The organism is Qipengyuania sp. ASV99, from assembly GCF_047872805.1.
GTDB lineage: Bacteria > Pseudomonadota > Alphaproteobacteria > Sphingomonadales > Sphingomonadaceae > Erythrobacter.
In genome coordinates this window covers 24250-39965 of sequence record NZ_JBLQUK010000015.1, presented here as the reverse complement: position 1 = coordinate 39965, position 15716 = coordinate 24250, and the positions used below count along the sequence as shown (strand labels likewise).

The 15716-nt window shown below is 60.0% G+C and carries 14 protein-coding genes; 2 read left to right on the top strand and 12 right to left on the bottom strand.

All coding sequences use genetic code 11. From position 1 onward, the window contains the following. Nucleotides 1–3: 3 nt before the first annotated feature. From rplC to ACM64M_RS13660, 8 genes are all read right to left on the bottom strand, one after another. Nucleotides 4–783 (bottom strand): 50S ribosomal protein L3, encoded by a 780-nt coding sequence (gene rplC / locus ACM64M_RS13695; protein WP_416229306.1) that lies wholly within the window; start codon nt 781–783, stop codon nt 4–6. 268 nt (nt 784–1051) lie between these two features. Next, nucleotides 1052–1363: a 30S ribosomal protein S10 gene (gene rpsJ / locus ACM64M_RS13690; protein ID WP_006831877.1), complete on the bottom strand. Its 312-nt coding sequence runs from the start codon at nt 1361–1363 to the stop codon at nt 1052–1054. Between the two features lie 336 nt (nt 1364–1699). Next, nucleotides 1700–2890, bottom strand: coding sequence for an elongation factor Tu (tuf, locus tag ACM64M_RS13685; RefSeq protein WP_416229266.1), 1191 nt, complete (start codon nt 2888–2890; stop codon nt 1700–1702). Nucleotides 2891–2981: 91 nt separating this feature from the next. Further along, a complete protein-coding gene (gene fusA / locus ACM64M_RS13680; RefSeq protein ID WP_416229265.1) occupies nt 2982–5114 on the bottom strand; it encodes an elongation factor G in 2133 nt (710 codons plus the stop codon). A 142-nt stretch (nt 5115–5256) separates the two neighbouring features. Further along, nucleotides 5257–5727 (bottom strand): 30S ribosomal protein S7, encoded by a 471-nt coding sequence (gene rpsG / locus ACM64M_RS13675; protein ID WP_416229264.1) that lies wholly within the window; start codon nt 5725–5727, stop codon nt 5257–5259. A gap of 134 nt (nt 5728–5861) precedes the next feature. Then, nucleotides 5862–6233 (bottom strand): 30S ribosomal protein S12, encoded by a 372-nt coding sequence (gene rpsL / locus ACM64M_RS13670; RefSeq protein ID WP_007164630.1) that lies wholly within the window; start codon nt 6231–6233, stop codon nt 5862–5864. 353 nt (nt 6234–6586) lie between these two features. Then, a complete protein-coding gene (locus ACM64M_RS13665; protein WP_416229263.1) occupies nt 6587–7156 on the bottom strand; it encodes a GIY-YIG nuclease family protein in 570 nt (189 codons plus the stop codon). A 5-nt stretch (nt 7157–7161) separates the two neighbouring features. Further along, the gene (locus ACM64M_RS13660; RefSeq protein WP_416229262.1) at nt 7162–8319 is read right to left on the bottom strand and encodes a DNA cytosine methyltransferase; all 1158 of its coding nucleotides are present in this window, start codon (nt 8317–8319) and stop codon (nt 7162–7164) included. 317 nt (nt 8320–8636) lie between these two features. Between ACM64M_RS13660 and ACM64M_RS13655 the strand changes: the two genes are divergently transcribed. Then, nucleotides 8637–9335 carry a hypothetical protein gene (locus ACM64M_RS13655; RefSeq protein WP_416229261.1) on the top strand — a complete coding sequence of 233 codons (699 nt, stop codon included), beginning with the start codon at nt 8637–8639 and terminating at the stop codon, nt 9333–9335. Between the two features lie 20 nt (nt 9336–9355). Here ACM64M_RS13655 and ACM64M_RS13650 read toward each other — a convergent pair whose 3' ends face one another. Both ACM64M_RS13650 and apaG read right to left on the bottom strand, forming a co-directional pair. After that, on the bottom strand, nt 9356–10159 hold the full coding sequence (locus ACM64M_RS13650) for a LysR family transcriptional regulator (RefSeq protein ID WP_416229260.1): 804 nt from the start codon (nt 10157–10159) through the stop codon (nt 9356–9358). Between the two features lie 43 nt (nt 10160–10202). Then, nucleotides 10203–10613, bottom strand: a complete 411-nt coding sequence (gene apaG / locus ACM64M_RS13645) for a Co2+/Mg2+ efflux protein ApaG (protein ID WP_416229259.1) — start codon at nt 10611–10613, stop codon at nt 10203–10205. 190 nt (nt 10614–10803) lie between these two features. Between apaG and ACM64M_RS13640 the strand changes: the two genes are divergently transcribed. Further along, the gene (locus tag ACM64M_RS13640) at nt 10804–13188 is read left to right on the top strand and encodes a hypothetical protein (protein WP_416229258.1); all 2385 of its coding nucleotides are present in this window, start codon (nt 10804–10806) and stop codon (nt 13186–13188) included. Between the two features lie 6 nt (nt 13189–13194). Here ACM64M_RS13640 and ACM64M_RS13635 read toward each other — a convergent pair whose 3' ends face one another. Then, nucleotides 13195–13815 (bottom strand): 2-hydroxychromene-2-carboxylate isomerase, encoded by a 621-nt coding sequence (locus ACM64M_RS13635; RefSeq protein WP_416229257.1) that lies wholly within the window; start codon nt 13813–13815, stop codon nt 13195–13197. A 266-nt stretch (nt 13816–14081) separates the two neighbouring features. Then, the gene (locus tag ACM64M_RS13630; RefSeq protein ID WP_416229256.1) at nt 14082–15596 is read right to left on the bottom strand and encodes a SulP family inorganic anion transporter; all 1515 of its coding nucleotides are present in this window, start codon (nt 15594–15596) and stop codon (nt 14082–14084) included. Between the last annotated feature and the right edge of the window lie 120 nt (nt 15597–15716).

The following is a 15716-nucleotide window of genomic DNA, read 5'->3' as shown; positions in this document are numbered from 1 at the left end:
GGTTTAGCCCTCCTTGTTTTCTTCGCTGCCGGCGGGAGCAACAGCTTCCGTCGCAGGAGCATCAGCAGCAACATCAGCCGAAACCGGTTCTGCGTGCGGCGCGTCGGTTTCAACCACGGCACCGGGAAACGGCAGATTGTCGGGCATTTTCAGCTTGATCGCATCACGGACCAGCAACCAGCCGTTCTTCGAGCCGGGAACCGACCCCTTGATAAACAGCAGGCCGCGATCCGCATCGGTGCGGACGACTTCAAGGTTGAGTTGGGTACGCTGACGGTCACCCATGTGACCAGCCATCTTCTTGCCCTTGAACACCTTGCCCGGATCCTGCCGCTGGCCGGTCGAACCGTGCGAACGGTGCGAGATCGAAACGCCGTGCGATGCGCGCAGACCGCCAAAGCCCCAACGCTTCATCGCCCCGGCAAAACCCTTACCCTGGGTGTGCCCGGTGATGTCGACTTTTTGCCCAGCAATGAAGTGGTCTGCGCTGATCAGCGAACCGACCGGCACAAGGCCATCGGCGCTTTCCACACGGAATTCAGCAACCTGCTTCTTCAGACCGACGCCGGCCTTGGCAAAATGTTCGCGTTGCGGCTTGGCAACGTTTTTCTGTTTCGCTTCGCCCGCGCCGAGCTGAACGGCGAAATAGCCGTCATTGTCAGCGGTGCGATGGGAGACAACCTGGCAATCTTCCAGTGCGAGAACGGTAACGGGCACGTGCCGTCCATCCTCCTGAAAGAGGCGGGTCATCCCGACTTTCTTTGCGATCACGCCGGTGCGCATCGTCATTTACTCCTTACAGAGGCACCCGAGGGACCATCCCCAGGGTGCGTGAGGCCAATAATAGCCAACCCAAAATTTATGCTGCGCCCCGTCCGGGCTGATGCCGCACCTCACCAGGATGGTGAAGTTTGGCGAGACGGAGGACGCAGCCCGGCAATAGCCGGCGGTATCCAGATGTCTTGCCGGTCCCAGAGGATCGGCGGGGCCATTGGAGCCCCAAACTGCCAGCCAGTTTTACGTCCAGCCTAAAGACGTCGCAACAAGCGGCCTAGGCCAGCTTGATTTCCACGTTCACACCCGCTGCCAGATCAAGCTTCATCAAAGCATCGACAGTCTGGGCGTTAGGCTGCACGATGTCGAGCAACCGCTTGTAAGTGCGCACCTCGAACTGCTCACGCGACTTCTTGTCGATGTGCGGTCCGCGGTTCACGGTGAATTTCTCAATGCGCGTCGGCATGGGAATGGGGCCACGAATAAGAGCACCTGTACGGCGAGCCGTATCTGCGATCTCTCCAGTTGCCTGGTCCAGAACGCGGTGGTCGAACGCCTTGAGGCGAATACGGATATTCTGAGCTTCCATTACCTATACCGATGCGAAAGAGCCAAAGAGCATCCCTGACGGGCAAGAACACTCTCAAAAATAAAAGGCCCGCCCTGTATACCCGGTTGCCCGGAACGGGAGGCCCCATGAATTTCGTTGCAGGCGAAACGAATCTCGCTTGCGATGACGCGCCTATACGTTCGGCTTGAGATTCTGGCAACCCCGAAGTGTCACGAAATTTACGCCATTTGTTGCAGCTCCGACATGCAAACTGCAAACCGGGGCTCACATAAATGGTGGCCCGGCTCACCGTGGTGAACCGGGCCAGAGATTTGCCTCGCTCCGTCAGGAGCAAAAGGTCGGACCCAGCGGGTCTTACTTGGTGATCTTTGCAACCACGCCAGAGCCGACGGTGCGGCCACCTTCACGGATTGCGAAGCGCAGACCTTCATCCATGGCGATCGGAGCGATCAGTTTAACGCTGATCGTCACGTTGTCGCCCGGCATTACCATTTCGGTGCCTTCGGGAAGGATCACTTCGCCAGTCACGTCGGTGGTGCGGAAATAGAACTGCGGACGGTAGTTGGCGAAGAACGGCGTGTGACGACCGCCTTCATCCTTCGACAGAACGTAAACCTCTGCGCTGAATTCGGTGTGCGGATTGACCGAACCGGGCTTTGCGAGGACCTGACCGCGCTCCACTGCTTCGCGAGCCACGCCGCGGATCAGCGCGCCGACATTGTCGCCAGCTTCGCCGCGATCAAGCAGCTTGCGGAACATTTCAACGCCGGTGACGGTGGTCTTGGTGGTGTCCTTGATGCCGACGATTTCGACTTCGTCGCCAACATTCACGATACCGGTTTCGATACGGCCGGTTACCACGGTGCCGCGACCAGAAATCGAGAATACGTCTTCGATTGGCATCAGGAACGGCTTGTCAACCGGACGTTCGGGCTGCGGGATATGCGCATCGACAGCTTCCATCAGGGCAATGATCGATTCCTTGCCAATGTTGTCATCGCGGCCTTCGAGCGCGGCCAGCGCCGAACCCTTGACGATGGCGATGTTGTCGCCGTCAAAGTCATACGAGCTGAGCAATTCGCGCACTTCCAGTTCGACGAGTTCGAGGATTTCCTCGTCATCGACCTGGTCAACCTTGTTCATGTAAACGACCAGCGCCGGAACGCCGACCTGACGGGCGAGCAGGATGTGCTCACGCGTCTGCGGCATCGGGCCGTCAGCAGCGTTCACCACCAGGATCGCGCCGTCCATCTGGGCAGCACCGGTGATCATGTTCTTCACATAGTCAGCGTGGCCCGGGCAATCGACGTGGGCATAGTGACGCGAAGCCGATTCATACTCGACGTGTGCGGTCGAGATGGTGATGCCGCGCTCGCGCTCTTCAGGTGCCTTGTCGATATTGGCGAAGTCGACGGCAGCGCCGCCGTTCACTTCAGCCATGACCTTGGTGATCGCCGCAGTCAGGGTCGTCTTGCCATGGTCAACGTGACCGATGGTGCCGATGTTGCAGTGCGGCTTGTTCCGCTGGAATTTTTCCTTCGCCATTTCTCGTATATACCTTTTTCAAAAATGATCTCTGTGCGGGAGAAAGGGCGGCCCGCTGAATCAGGCGCCGCCCCTAGACGTTGCTGCCTGTTTAGGCAAGCTTCTCCTTGACCTCTTGCGCCACGCTGGCCGGAACTTCGTCATAATGCGAAAACTGCATTGTGTACTGCGCGCGGCCTTGAGTGAAGGAGCGCAGTTCATTGACGTAGCCAAACATATTCGCCAGCGGAACAAAGGCTTCGACCGCCTGAGCGTTGCCGCGGCTGTCGGTGCCCTGAATTTGTCCGCGGCGGCTGTTGAGGTCGCCGATGACATCGCCGAGGTAATCGTCAGGCGTGACAACCTCAACCTTCATGATCGGTTCCAGCAGCTTGATGCCCGATTTGCTGGCCACTTCGCGCATTGCGCCGCGACCGGCAATTTCAAACGCAATCGCCGACGAATCGACGTCATGATATGCGCCATCGAACAAGGTGATGCTGAAATCGATAATCGGGAAGCCGACGAGGTGACCGCTTGCGGCCTGTTCGCGGAATCCCTTTTCAATCGCGGGGATATATTCCTTGGGAATGTTACCGCCCTTGATCTCGTCTTCAAACAAGACACCCTGCCCGCGTTCGCCCGGAGTGACGCGCACCTTTACGCGGCCGAACTGGCCGGAGCCGCCCGACTGCTTCTTGTGGGTGTAATCAACCTCGACTGCGCGGGCGAGCGATTCGCGATATGCCACCTGCGGCGCACCGACATTGGCCTCGACCTTGAATTCGCGCTTCATCCGGTCAACCAGAATGTCGAGGTGAAGCTCGCCCATGCCCTTGATGATCGTCTGGCCGGATTCGTGATCGGTCGACACCCGGAACGAAGGATCCTCGGCAGCAAGGCGATTGAGCGCAACGCCCATCTTTTCCTGGTCAGCCTTGGTCTTGGGTTCTACCGAAAGCTCAATCACCGGCTCGGGGAATTCCATCCGTTCAAGGATGATCGGCTTGGCCGGATCGCAGAGCGTATCGCCTGTGGTCGTATCCTTCATCCCGGCAAGCGCAACGATATCGCCAGCAAATGCCTCATCAATGTCTTCACGGTTGTTGGAATGCATCAGCAACATGCGGCCGATCTTTTCCTTCTTGTCCTTTACACTGTTCGTCACAGTGCCTTTCGACAGCTTGCCCGAATAGATGCGGGTAAAAGTCAGCGAGCCCACGAACGGGTCGTTCATGATCTTGAACGCCAACGCGCTGAACGGCGCATCGTCGCTCGACGGACGTTCGGCTTCCTCGTCGCTGTCGGGCAGCACGCCCTTGATCGCGGGCACGTCGAGCGGCGAAGGCATGTAATCGACCACTGCATCAAGCAGCGGCTGCACGCCCTTGTTCTTGAACGCCGAACCGCACAGCACTGGGACGAAATCGCGCGCCATGGTGCCCTTGCGGATCAACCGCTTGAGAGTCGCCGCATCAGGCATTTCGCCTTCGAGATAGGTTTCCATCACCGCATCGTCTTGCTCGACAACGGTTTCGATCAGCTGTTCGCGATATTCCGCAGCCTTATCAGCCAGATCATCCGGGATTGCGATAAAGCTGTATTCCGCGCCCAGCCCGTCGTTTTCCCAAACGATGCCGCGATTGTTGACGAGGTCAACGACGCCGCGCAGGTCGCTTTCCGCGCCAATCGGGAGATACAGCACCAGGGGCTTCGCGCCGAGGCGGTCAACGATTGACTGCACGCAGTAATAGAAATCCGCGCCGGTGCGGTCGAGTTTATTGATGAAGCACATCCGGGGGACACCATACTTGTCGGCCTGGCGCCACACGGTTTCGGACTGGGGTTCAACGCCTGCCACGCCGTCAAACACCGCCACCGCGCCGTCGAGCACGCGCAAGCTCCGCTCGACTTCGATCGTGAAGTCAACGTGGCCGGGGGTGTCGATGATGTTGATCCGGTGCTTGGGCATATCCGCCCGCAGCGCATCGGGTTCCGACATCGGATCCATCGTCGGGTCCTCAGCGGTCCAGAACGTCGTCGTCGCGGCCGAGGTGATCGTGATCCCGCGTTCCTGCTCCTGCTCCATCCAGTCCATCGTCGCCGCGCCGTCGTGCACTTCGCCGATCTTGTAGGATTTGCCGGTGTAATAGAGGATGCGTTCGGTGGTCGTGGTTTTCCCGGCGTCGATGTGCGCCATGATGCCGATATTGCGATAACGCTCGAGCGGGTACTCGCGGGCCATGTTCAATTCCTTGGGTTCGAAAGGGCGAGGATGGTCGCGCCCCATATAGTTACAAGTGTGACGGGTTGAAGACGCCTCCCCGCCCCTATCCCCGGTTCAGGGGACCAGCAGCAAGGGGAGGCGACCTTCTACGCCGTGCCAATTACCACCGGTAATGCGAGAACGCGCGGTTGGCATCGGCCATGCGGTGCGTGTCTTCACGCTTTTTCACCGCATTGCCGCGGTTGTTGGCCGCATCCATCAGCTCGCCCGAAAGGCGCGCGCTCATGGTGGTTTCCGGACGTCCGCGCGCTGCCGTGATGAGCCAGCGGATCGCCAGCGCCTGGGCGCGTTCGGGACGCACCTCGACCGGCACCTGATACGTGGCACCGCCAACGCGGCGGCTGCGCACTTCGACCTGTGGCTTAACATTGTTGAGCGCGTCATGGAACAGCTGCACCGGATCGGCCTTGGCCTTCGATTCAACCGTGGCGAGCGCGGTGTACACGATCCCCTCGGCCACGGCTTTCTTGCCGTCCAGCATCAGGTTGTTCATGAATTTCGACAGCACCTGATCCCCAAACTTGGGATCGGGCAGGATTACCCGCTTTTCGGGTCTACGACGACGTGACATATTGTTTAACTCCTTCGGAGTGGCCGCTCATATCCATGAGCGCCCAGCGGCACCGGCCCTCACCCCCACCCGGCCACCCACAGGATACCTTTAACGGTGTCCGGGTGGGGGTGAGGACCGCCGCCGCGCCTCAATTACTTCGGCCGCTTGGCCCCGTATTTCGAACGCGATTGCTTGCGGTCCTTGACCCCTTGCGTATCCAGCACGCCGCGCAGGACGTGGTAACGCACACCGGGAAGATCGCGCACACGGCCCCCGCGGATCAGCACGACGCTGTGTTCCTGCAGATTGTGGCCCTCGCCCGGAATATAGGAGATCACTTCGCGCTGGTTCGTCAGGCGCACCTTGGCGACTTTACGAAGTGCGGAGTTCGGTTTCTTCGGCGTCGTCGTATAGACGCGGGTGCAAACGCCGCGTTTCTGCGGGTTCTGCTCCATCGCAGGGACCTTGGACTTGGCCTTCTGTGGAGTGCGGCCCTTGCGGACCAGCTGGTTGATCGTCGGCATGTAAGACTTTCTCTCTTCACCGTGTGGAGGTGACAACAAGCGGACGATCATGTGCGGAGGGTTCTTTGCCCTAACCGTCAACCCAGCAGAAGCTGGGGTCTAAAGCGGCAAGCGGTGACGCCTGCGGCCCGAGATTCCAGCATCCGCTGGAACGACGAGAGGACTGAAACACTCCACCCAGATCGGCCCCACGGCCACCGGGTTACTTTGACAGCTGCCTTTTCCGTAAGGGAGAGACGGACCGCCAATGTTCAGCTCAAACCGGGAATAACCCCGGAGGAAGCGCGCCCATAGGCGGGATTGGGTGGGGGGTCAAGGGTTGGTGTTGGTGCGGGTGAGAGGTGCGCAACCAACTAGCGGTCACCTTGCACCTCCATTGAAAGCGCCAGCAATCGCTGATGGTAACGCTGCAACCGAGCAAAGTGGGCATCAATAGCAACTGCAATTTCACGGGAGTTTTTGACAGCCAAGAAGTGACCCACAATCTGAGAATAATGTTCGGCTTGACGCGGAAGCCTTAGCGCTGGGTCTCGTTTCTCGTCAATTTCTTGTTGAGACATCACTTGCAACCGCTGGGTTGGCTTCGGGACAGCGAGCACGGCAGGCACCGGCGGCACTTTCCCGTTCATCAAAGGCGACACCTTGTGAAAGCTATGGAATAGCGCATCTTCGAGAGGCTGAATTTTGGCTCTGTCATCGACTGGGAACGCCCAAACGTAGGCAATCTCCCAAACATCGACTTGCCGATTTGCAATGATGTCAGATCGGGCCGAAGTCAGATGTCGATTTACACGCGATCTGATACCGTCAACTGACTGGCCAACGTAAATCGGAACTTCATCCAGATCACAAAGAGCATAGCAACCAATTTCATTCGTTAATTGGCGCAGCGCCTTTCGCCGGAAGCCAAGATCAATTGCCATAAACCTCACGCCGCCAATGAAGAAACCGCTAAACTTTCATCGAGAATCGGACCGATAACGTGTTGTGCCAAATGCGCAACCACGGGAACGGCAAGTCCATCGCCAGCGAGGTGATATGCCTCGTTATAACGAGACGGTAGTCGGTAAGTGTCGGGAAGCCCCATTAGGCGAGCAGCCTCTCGCGCTGTCAAAAGGCGCGTTCGAATGACAGACTTGTCAACGACAATCACAAATTGTCGGGAGGAGCCTCCACCTGGGGTGCGCAGGCAGCCAGCAACGCCGTCATCGCGAAGCTCGGCGCGCTGAACACGATGCCCCCCTTCGACACGGGTTCGCTTGTAGATAGTCCCAACAGAACGCTGCCCAGAAGCAACCATGCGCTGCAATTTTTGACGATTTAGCGCACTCATCATGTTGATGAGCTTCGACGATGTGGCATCGTCGTGCCAAGACACCACATGATCGGGCTCAAGTAATTCCATGAGACTAGAACGCTTCGCCGATGCGCTTGGGACCTTCCACCATACCCATCGAGCTTGGTCTACTTCAGCTAAACGCGCCATGGCTGTCACCATTGCCTTAGGATGCAGCGCACCAACCGGGCCATAGGCCAAAAGACGCTCAGAAATCTGGATGTCCCCGCGAACCGCCACAAGGAACATGCGCGGGCGCGACTGAGGAAGAAATTCAACCGCATCTAAAATCACAGCACCAAAACGATACCCCGCCAGCGACAGGCAGCGGCAAATCACCGAAAAATCTTGTCCTTGGTTAGCAGTCAGTGCCCCGTATACATTCTCTAGAACTATGGTTTTCGGGCCACGCTTTTCTTTGGCGAGCCCTTCCATCAACGACCAAAACGCCCAGAAGGCACCTGAACGAGTTTGGTCTGTCGCAGTACCCAAACCCAATGCATTGCCAGCGAGGCTCAAATCTTGACAGGGGAATGATGCCCAAGCCAGATCAGCACATCCGCTTAAATCAGAAGGGCTGAGGTCATTGATGTCGTCGTCACGGAAATGCTCGTGACCCCAGTTTTCTCGATACGCGGCGGCCTTCGTCCGGTCGAAATCATTGGCGAACAGGCAATGCCACTGAGAGCCCAAGCCAAGGCGCGCCATGCCGCCCCCTGCAAAAAACTCGTAGAAAGTCTTTTCGTTCATGCTTTGTGCTTAACAGTGCCCATAAGCTTTGCAACGTCCGATTGATCGAAAATGAGGATAACTGGTCGGGCTTAAAACATCAGCAAGCCGAAGCCCGAGGCACCGCTATTGGGGGAAGAACGCTGCCCCTCCCCTCCGCGAGTCTCTTGTTTGCGCCCTCAAGCGCCGGGCGCAGGCCATCCGGCCTGCTTGGCTACGCGCCAAAAGGCGCGGCGCGCGGTCGCGCTTGCGGCGCTGCGCGCCGTTATTGTGCCATGCTCTGCGTTGGTGCCTTACCATTTTCCTACTCTCCCAAAATCTGCAATCTACCCGCGGCTATGCCCAAACCGCCCTCACCCACCCCCACCCGCAAAACCACCCGCCAGGCCACCAGCGCCGTCGCGCACACCGCGCCTCCGCCTGCGCCGGACGATCCGCTGCTTGGCTTCGCGCCGGTCCCGCACAAGCAGCTCCGCCGCAATTCGATCACGCCTGATCTCCAGCGCGCCTTTATCGCGCATCTGGCCGCCACGGGCATCGTCTCCGAGGCGGCGCGGCATATCGGCAAGTCTATGGAGGCGATCTATAAACTGCGTCAGCGGCCCGGCGCGGAGGGGTTTCGCGCGGCGTGGGATGCGGCGATTGATCGCGGGGTGGCGCGGCTGGAAAGCGGCGCGCTGGCGCGGGCGATTGCTGGGGAGGAGCGCTTGGTTGTCTCCGCCGGGCAGGTGCTGGGCACGGAAATCCGCCATAATGAGGCGCTGACGATGTTCTTCCTGCGCCACCGCCTGCCCAAACGATACGGCAAATCGGCGCAGGAAGGGGCGTTTGAGCCCGGCCATCCCGCCTACGACGCCTTGGTCGAGCGTCTGCGCGCCGAGTGGGTGGAGGAGCAAAATGCCGAGCGCCATTCTCCCGAGGCCATACAGATGCGCAACGATTTCTTCCTGCGGCTGAAAGCGAAGTGGCGGGATCAGTGGGAGCGCGAGCTGGCGGCGGAGGCTTCAAAGCGCCGGGTGCTGGGCGAGACGCGCTAGTCGCTGCGGCTTGCGCCCGATCATGCGCGGGTCAGGAACTCCACGAGGGCTTTCACCTTTTTGCTGCGCCATTGCGGGACCGGGGCGACCAGCCAATAAGCGCGGCGGCTTTCCTGCGGTTCATCCAGCGCGCTCAGCTGTCCGCGCGTGATCGCGGTTTCGACCAGCGGCAGCGGCAATACCGTGCGCCCCATCCCCGCCAGCGCGCTGGACAGCGCCTGTCCGGGGCTGCCGGCCTTGATGCAGGGCAGCACGCCATCGGGCAGCGCCGCACCGGGCCAGTCGATCCAGGCGTCGCGCGCGCCGGGCGCCTCCACCGTGACGCGCCGGGCCTCGGCCAATTGCACGCCCTCCAGCTCGCCCGGCCCGTCAACCAGCCGGATCGCAAGGTCGAGGTTGGCCTCGGTGAAGTCCGCGCCTTCATCCGCGATGATTGAATAGACCACCCCCCCCTGGTCATTGGGCGTGCCCTTTTGGAAGGTGGCCAGCCGGGGCGCGAGCCATTCGGCGTAGAATTCGCGCGGCGCGGCGATGGTGTAGCGGTCAGAGGCCTGTCCGGCCTGCATCGCGGCGACGCTTTCCTCGAACCGCAGGAACCCTTCGCGCAAAGGATCGAGCCCGGCGCAGCCCTCCGGCGTGAGTTCGAGCCCCTTGGACGTGCGGCGGAACAGGACCACGCCGAGGTGATCCTCCAGCGCGCGGATCTGCTGACCCACGGCGGCGGGCGTCACCGCCAGCTCGTCTGCCGCGCGGGTGAAGGACAGGTGCCGCGCCGCCGCGTCATAGACGCGCAGGGCGTTGAGGGGGAGATGGGTGCGTTTCACGGTTCAAGCGCCTAATCGCGCAGCCACTGACCCGCAAGCCCGATCAGGCAGAACGCCCATCCGCGGTTTCGGGCGCGGCAAGCGGGAAGAACGGGATGCGCACCTCCAGCGGCTCGCCATCGCTGCGGGTGAAGGTGTAGAACCCCTCCATCGAGCCATGCGGCGTCGTCAGCGGGCAGCCCGAGACGTAATCATGGCTGGTGCCGGGCGCGAGCCGGGGCTGTTCGCCGACCACGCCTTCGCCATCGACATGGTTCACCATCCCGCGCGCATCGGTGATCCGCCAGTGCCGGGTGCGCAGCTGGACAGGTTCGTGCGAGCCGTTCTCGATCCGGATGTGATACACCCAGAACCACTTGCCCGCCTCCGGATGCGATTGCTCCGGCAGGAAGTTGACAGCCACCCGCACGGTGATCCCGTCGGTGACAGCGGCGTGTTGGAACAGCTCTTTCATACGATTCTCAACGTAGCAATTTTGAACCCGCTCACAAGAGGGTGTTCCAGACTATTCAACGATGAGCTGAGGACTTACCTGCAACCGCCCTTGCATCGCGCGCAAAGTTGACGGAAATGCCGTTGTTGACCCGCGGGACCGCTTGCTGTTTCCTCGCAGCAGCCATCAGGCCGCGCATGGAAGGACTGACTTGAACCTGCTCGAAGAACTTGCGCGCGCCCGCACCGAGGAAGACGTCAAGGACGCCTATATCAAGGCGCTGGGCCTGCAAGGCGTGTTCAAGGGGCTGGTCGATATACAGACCCCCGAAATCTGGTTCGAGGCCAAGGAAGCCCCCACCCCGCCGCTGCTGATGTTCGCGCAATTGCTCACCTATGTCCGCGCCGCGCGCAAGCGGGGTGAGGCTATCCCCGGCTTCCTCTGCGTGATCGACCGCGAAAAGGCCGCACTGATGGCGACCGAACATGCGCTACCCATCCTCGATGACAAAAGCATCACCTGGCCCAAGTCCGGCTCTGCCGCCGACAAGGCATTGGCGGCGCAGATCGCCCCCACCATCGAAACCCATTTCATCCTCTACCAGATTGACGGTTACGAAGATGAATTCATCAAGGCCGCGAAGGACGCGGTGCGCGAAGGCCGCATCATCCGCACCCCGATCACGCCCAACAATTTGCGGCAGGTGTTCGATAAATGGGTGGCGATGGTGGGCGTGGAACTGGGCGTGAAGCGCGAGGCGGATTACGCCGTCCTGTTCTTTGCCGACATTATGCATGATGGCACCAATGAAGCGATGCGCAATCTGCCCGCCCGCCTGCTGTTCAGCGGGAACAAACCGGTGTTCATCATCGGGGCCGATCAATATGAATTGGCGAGCGAGCGTGGCTATCGCAATTTCTGGAACATCTACCACCGCCCGCCCGAACAGAAGCATCGGCACTATCTGCTCGAACGGCGCGACAGCCTGCTGCCGATGGACGACCAGAAGTTCAAAGGCGCGTTCTACACCCCGCTCCACATCGTCGACAAAGCCTATGACCAGTTGAACGCGACGCTGGGCGCGGATTGGCAGCAGAAATATATCGTCTGGGACATGTGCGCGGGCGTCGGCAATCTGGAGGCCAAGCATTCCAACCTGCGCAATGTCTATATGTCCACGCTGGATCAGGAGGACGTGACGATCATGCGCAGCAATCCGGCCTTCGCCGGGGCGGAAATTTTCCAATATGATTATCTGAATGACGATGTGACCGATTTTGGCGAGATTGATTACGGGCTGTCGGGCAAGGTGCCGCAGGCGCTTAGGCAAGCGATTGCCGATGCGCGCGAGGGCAAGAAGGGCGCGAAGCCGATTTTGGTGCTGATTAATCCGCCTTATGGCGAGGCAGGCAACACCAAAGGAAGTGCAGGCAAAACGGGCATTGCTGCGACACGGATAAGCCACAGCATGGGGCATCTCGGCTACGCGGCGCGAGAATTGTTCGTCCAATTTATGTATCGATGCATTGTCGAGATGCCGACTGCAAAACTCTCAATTTTCAGCAAATTAAAGCATATCAATGGCCCCAATTTTGAATCGTTTCGTGCAAATTGGCAGGCGGAGTATTTGAGTGGTTTCATTTTTCACAGTAAAGAATTTGACGGCTTGAAAGGCAATTATCCGATTGGATTTTTGATTTATGACATGGCTCGTCGCTCTGCCATGGATCACGTTACAGTCATCGCTTTAGGTCGATCAGGGCAGTTCGAGGCGGAAAAGACTTTTTCGAAACTCACTTCTGATCGTTTCTTGAGTGAGTGGCTGCCACGGTCGAAGAAGAATGCGGTCGATGCTCTGCCACTTATCAATGCAGTAACGCCGACGAAGGCCACTGTGGGTGTCCGAAATACCAAGTGGTCGGACGGGGCAATCGGACATTTCTTCTGCGACAGCAATGATTTACAGAACGCGGGGACAAGGACTGCCTTGTTCTCATCTGTGCATTCGATTGGGCACGGAGGCGGCTACTTTGTAACGGAGGAAAACCTCTGGCGCGTTGCCGTAGTTTTCACCGTCCGCCGCGTGATCCCGCAAACATGGCTCAACGACCGCGACCAATTCCTCCAGCCTAGCGAGCCGCTGACCGACGAGTTCAAATCCGATTGCCTCGTCTGGATGCTGTTCAACGGCAGCAATCTCACCGCAGGCGCGGAAGGGCTGCGCTGGAATGATCGCGACTGGAGCCTCACCAACCACTTCATCCCCTTCACCGAAAGCGAATTGGGCGCCAAGCGGTTCGAAAGCGATTTCATGGTGCGCTACATGGCGGGCATGACCTTCTCACCCGAAGCGCAAGCCGTTCTCGATGAAGGCCGCAAGCTGTTCCAGCGCTTCCACAAAACCCAATTCCCGAACAAGATCAGGGAAGAATACAAATTGGGCCGCGCCGATGCCGGATGGTATCAGGTGCGCCGCGCGCTCGAAGCGTATGGCGAGATCGCCCTCACCGATTTCGACCCGTTCAAAGCCGCCTATGCCAAGCTGACCCAAAAGCTGCGCCCGATGGTGTATGAACTGGGCTTCTTGCCCCAATAGTCGCCATCACCCCCGCGCCAGCTCATCCTCGATCTGGCCAAGCCGCTCTTTACCAAAAAACATCTCGGTCGCGCCGCCCTTTGGCCCCACGAACATCGTCGGAATGCCAAAGGCACCGCGCGCCACCGCGTCGTCGGTGTTGGTGACGAGGGTCTGTTTGACCGCGTCCGTCTGGCTGCGCGCGAACAGGTCCCTTGCGTCAAAACCCGCTTTGGCCACCGCTGCGCCCAGCGTTTCGGGGTTGAGCACATCGACGCCCTCCTCCCAGATCGCGGGCAGCAGGCTTTCGACAAACTGCACCCCGCGCCCATCCTGATCGGCGGCCACCAGCATGCGTTGCAGCGTGATCGAATTGAACGGAAATTGCGGATGCAGGCGGTATTTGCTCAGCTCATGCTTGGCAATGAAGCGCTGCATTTCGAGCATGTCATATTCGACCTTGCCCTTTACATCGGCGTTGCGGATCATCGGCGGGGCGTTGCCGGTCAGCCTGTGCATCCCGCCAAGGAACACCGGCGTGACGTGCAGCTCTGCTCCGGTGCGTTTGATAATGTCCCGCAGCGGCCACCAGATCAGATAGGCGTTGGGGCTGACGAAATCGAAAATCAGTTCGACGCGGTTGGCCATGATGATTGTCTCGCTTGGATTGGAATGGTCGCGCGGTCGTAGCCCCCGACGCGCAGCGTCGCAAGCGCGACTGCGCGCCCGCAGGTGCTCGAACCCAAAGGGTTCGAAACAGCACCGAGGACGCTCGCCCGGATGGGAGAGCGCAACTCAAACTGGACGCCCCCGACGCGCAGCGTCGCAAGCGCGACTGCGCGCCCGCAGGTGCTCGAACCCAAGGGGTTCGAAACAGCACCGAGGACGCTCTCCCGGATGGGAGAGCGCAACCACTAATGCGGCAAGAGCCCCAGTTCGATCCCGGTGCGGTCTTCCAGCGCGAATTTGTCGAACAGATCGGCGCTTGCCTGGTTCAACCCGACAACGCGCGTGTGGCGGCCGTTGCGGCGCATCCGCTCGATCACCTTTTCCAGCGCGCCGATGGCCGAAATGTCCCAGAAATGCGCCTTGGACACGTCGATAACGACATGGTGCGCAGCGTCTTCAAACTGGCTTTCGGGTCCGAGCTTTGCGATGAATTTGTCGACGCTGGCGAAGAAGATTTCGCCGGTGACGACATAGACCGCGCTGTGCGGGCGGCGCACACGTTCGACTGTGAAAAGATTGCGGACCTTCTGCGCGAAGAAGATGCCCGATAGCAGCACACCGGCAAGCACGCCGAGCGCCAGATCATGGGTCCACACGACGACGATGACGGTGGTCACCATCACCACCGAACTGGTGGGCGGATGGCGGCGGAGATTGGGGATCGAATTCCAGCTGAAAGTCCCGATGCTGACCATGATCATCACCGCGACCAGCGCGGGCATTGGCACTTGCCCAACCCATGGGCCGAGCGCGGTCAGCAGGAACAGCAGGAAGGCTCCGGCTGTGAAGGTAGAAAGCCGCCCGCGCCCGCCGCTGGCGACGTTGATAACCGACTGCCCGATCATCGCGCAGCCGCCCATCCCGCCAAAACAGGCCGCGACGATGTTGGCCACGCCCTGCCCTGCGCTTTCGCGGCGCTTGTTGCTTTCGGTGTGCGTCATATCGTCGACGATCTGCGCCGTCAGCAGGCTTTCGAGCAGGCCGACCGCCGCCATGGTCGCCGAATAGGGCGCGATGATCCGCAGCGTCTCCCACGTCAGCGGCACGTCAGGCAGCGCGAACATTGGCAGGCCGTCGGGCAGCGTGCCCTCGCCCGCGACATTGTTGACCGGCAGGCCCCAGAAAACGGCTGCGGCGGTCAACAGGAGGATCGCGACCAGCGGGCTGGGAATGGTCTTATTGAGGCGCGGAAAGCCATAGATGATGGCGAGCCCCGCCAGCACCATCGCCCAGGTCCATGGGCCAACGCCTTCGTTGCCGGGCATCAGCTGCGGGATCTGCGCCATGAAAATCAGGATCGCCAGCGCGTTGACGAAACCAGTGATAACGCTGCGGCTGACGAATTGCATCAGCAAGTCGAGCCGCAGCAGCGCCGCGATCCCCTGAAACACACCCATCAGGATCGTCGCGGCAAACAAATATTCAACCCCGTGATCGCGCACCAGCGGGATAACCACCACCGCCACCGCTGCAGTCGCGGCTGAGATCATTCCCGGGCGTCCGCCGGTAAAGGCGATCACCATGGCAATCGCGACACTGGCGTATAGCCCGACGCTGGGATCGACGCCCGCGATCAGGGCAAAGCCGATGGCCTCTGGGATCAGCGCCAGCGATACGACGATGCCGGCAAGGATGTCAGCCCGCGGCTGGGCGAGCCAGTCACGGCGGAGCGTCGCCGCGATTGAGCGGGTTTGGTTCATACGCGGGTTTGTCCGGATTTACTGTGAGGGTAACGCGCAAGATATCGGTTACCTGATAAAGGTCTGGGACGCGCCTAGCCGCAAATGCTGCACCGCACAACCTTGACCCAAATTGGTGCG

Coding starts and splice junctions, on each gene's coding strand:
- rplC (WP_416229306.1), bottom strand. CDS start 783: ATGCGCACCGGCGTGATCGCAAAGAAAGTCGGGATGACCCGCCTCTTT.
- rpsJ (WP_006831877.1), bottom strand. CDS start 1,363: ATGGAAGCTCAGAATATCCGTATTCGCCTCAAGGCGTTCGACCACCGC.
- tuf (WP_416229266.1), bottom strand. CDS start 2,890: ATGGCGAAGGAAAAATTCCAGCGGAACAAGCCGCACTGCAACATCGGC.
- fusA (WP_416229265.1), bottom strand. CDS start 5,114: ATGGCCCGCGAGTACCCGCTCGAGCGTTATCGCAATATCGGCATCATG.
- rpsG (WP_416229264.1), bottom strand. CDS start 5,727: ATGTCACGTCGTCGTAGACCCGAAAAGCGGGTAATCCTGCCCGATCCC.
- rpsL (WP_007164630.1), bottom strand. CDS start 6,233: ATGCCGACGATCAACCAGCTGGTCCGCAAGGGCCGCACTCCACAGAAG.
- ACM64M_RS13665 (WP_416229263.1), bottom strand. CDS start 7,156: ATGGCAATTGATCTTGGCTTCCGGCGAAAGGCGCTGCGCCAATTAACG.
- ACM64M_RS13660 (WP_416229262.1), bottom strand. CDS start 8,319: ATGAACGAAAAGACTTTCTACGAGTTTTTTGCAGGGGGCGGCATGGCG.
- ACM64M_RS13655 (WP_416229261.1), top strand. CDS start 8,637: ATGCCCAAACCGCCCTCACCCACCCCCACCCGCAAAACCACCCGCCAG.
- apaG (WP_416229259.1), bottom strand. CDS start 10,613: ATGAAAGAGCTGTTCCAACACGCCGCTGTCACCGACGGGATCACCGTG.
- ACM64M_RS13635 (WP_416229257.1), bottom strand. CDS start 13,815: ATGGCCAACCGCGTCGAACTGATTTTCGATTTCGTCAGCCCCAACGCC.
- ACM64M_RS13630 (WP_416229256.1), bottom strand. CDS start 15,596: ATGAACCAAACCCGCTCAATCGCGGCGACGCTCCGCCGTGACTGGCTC.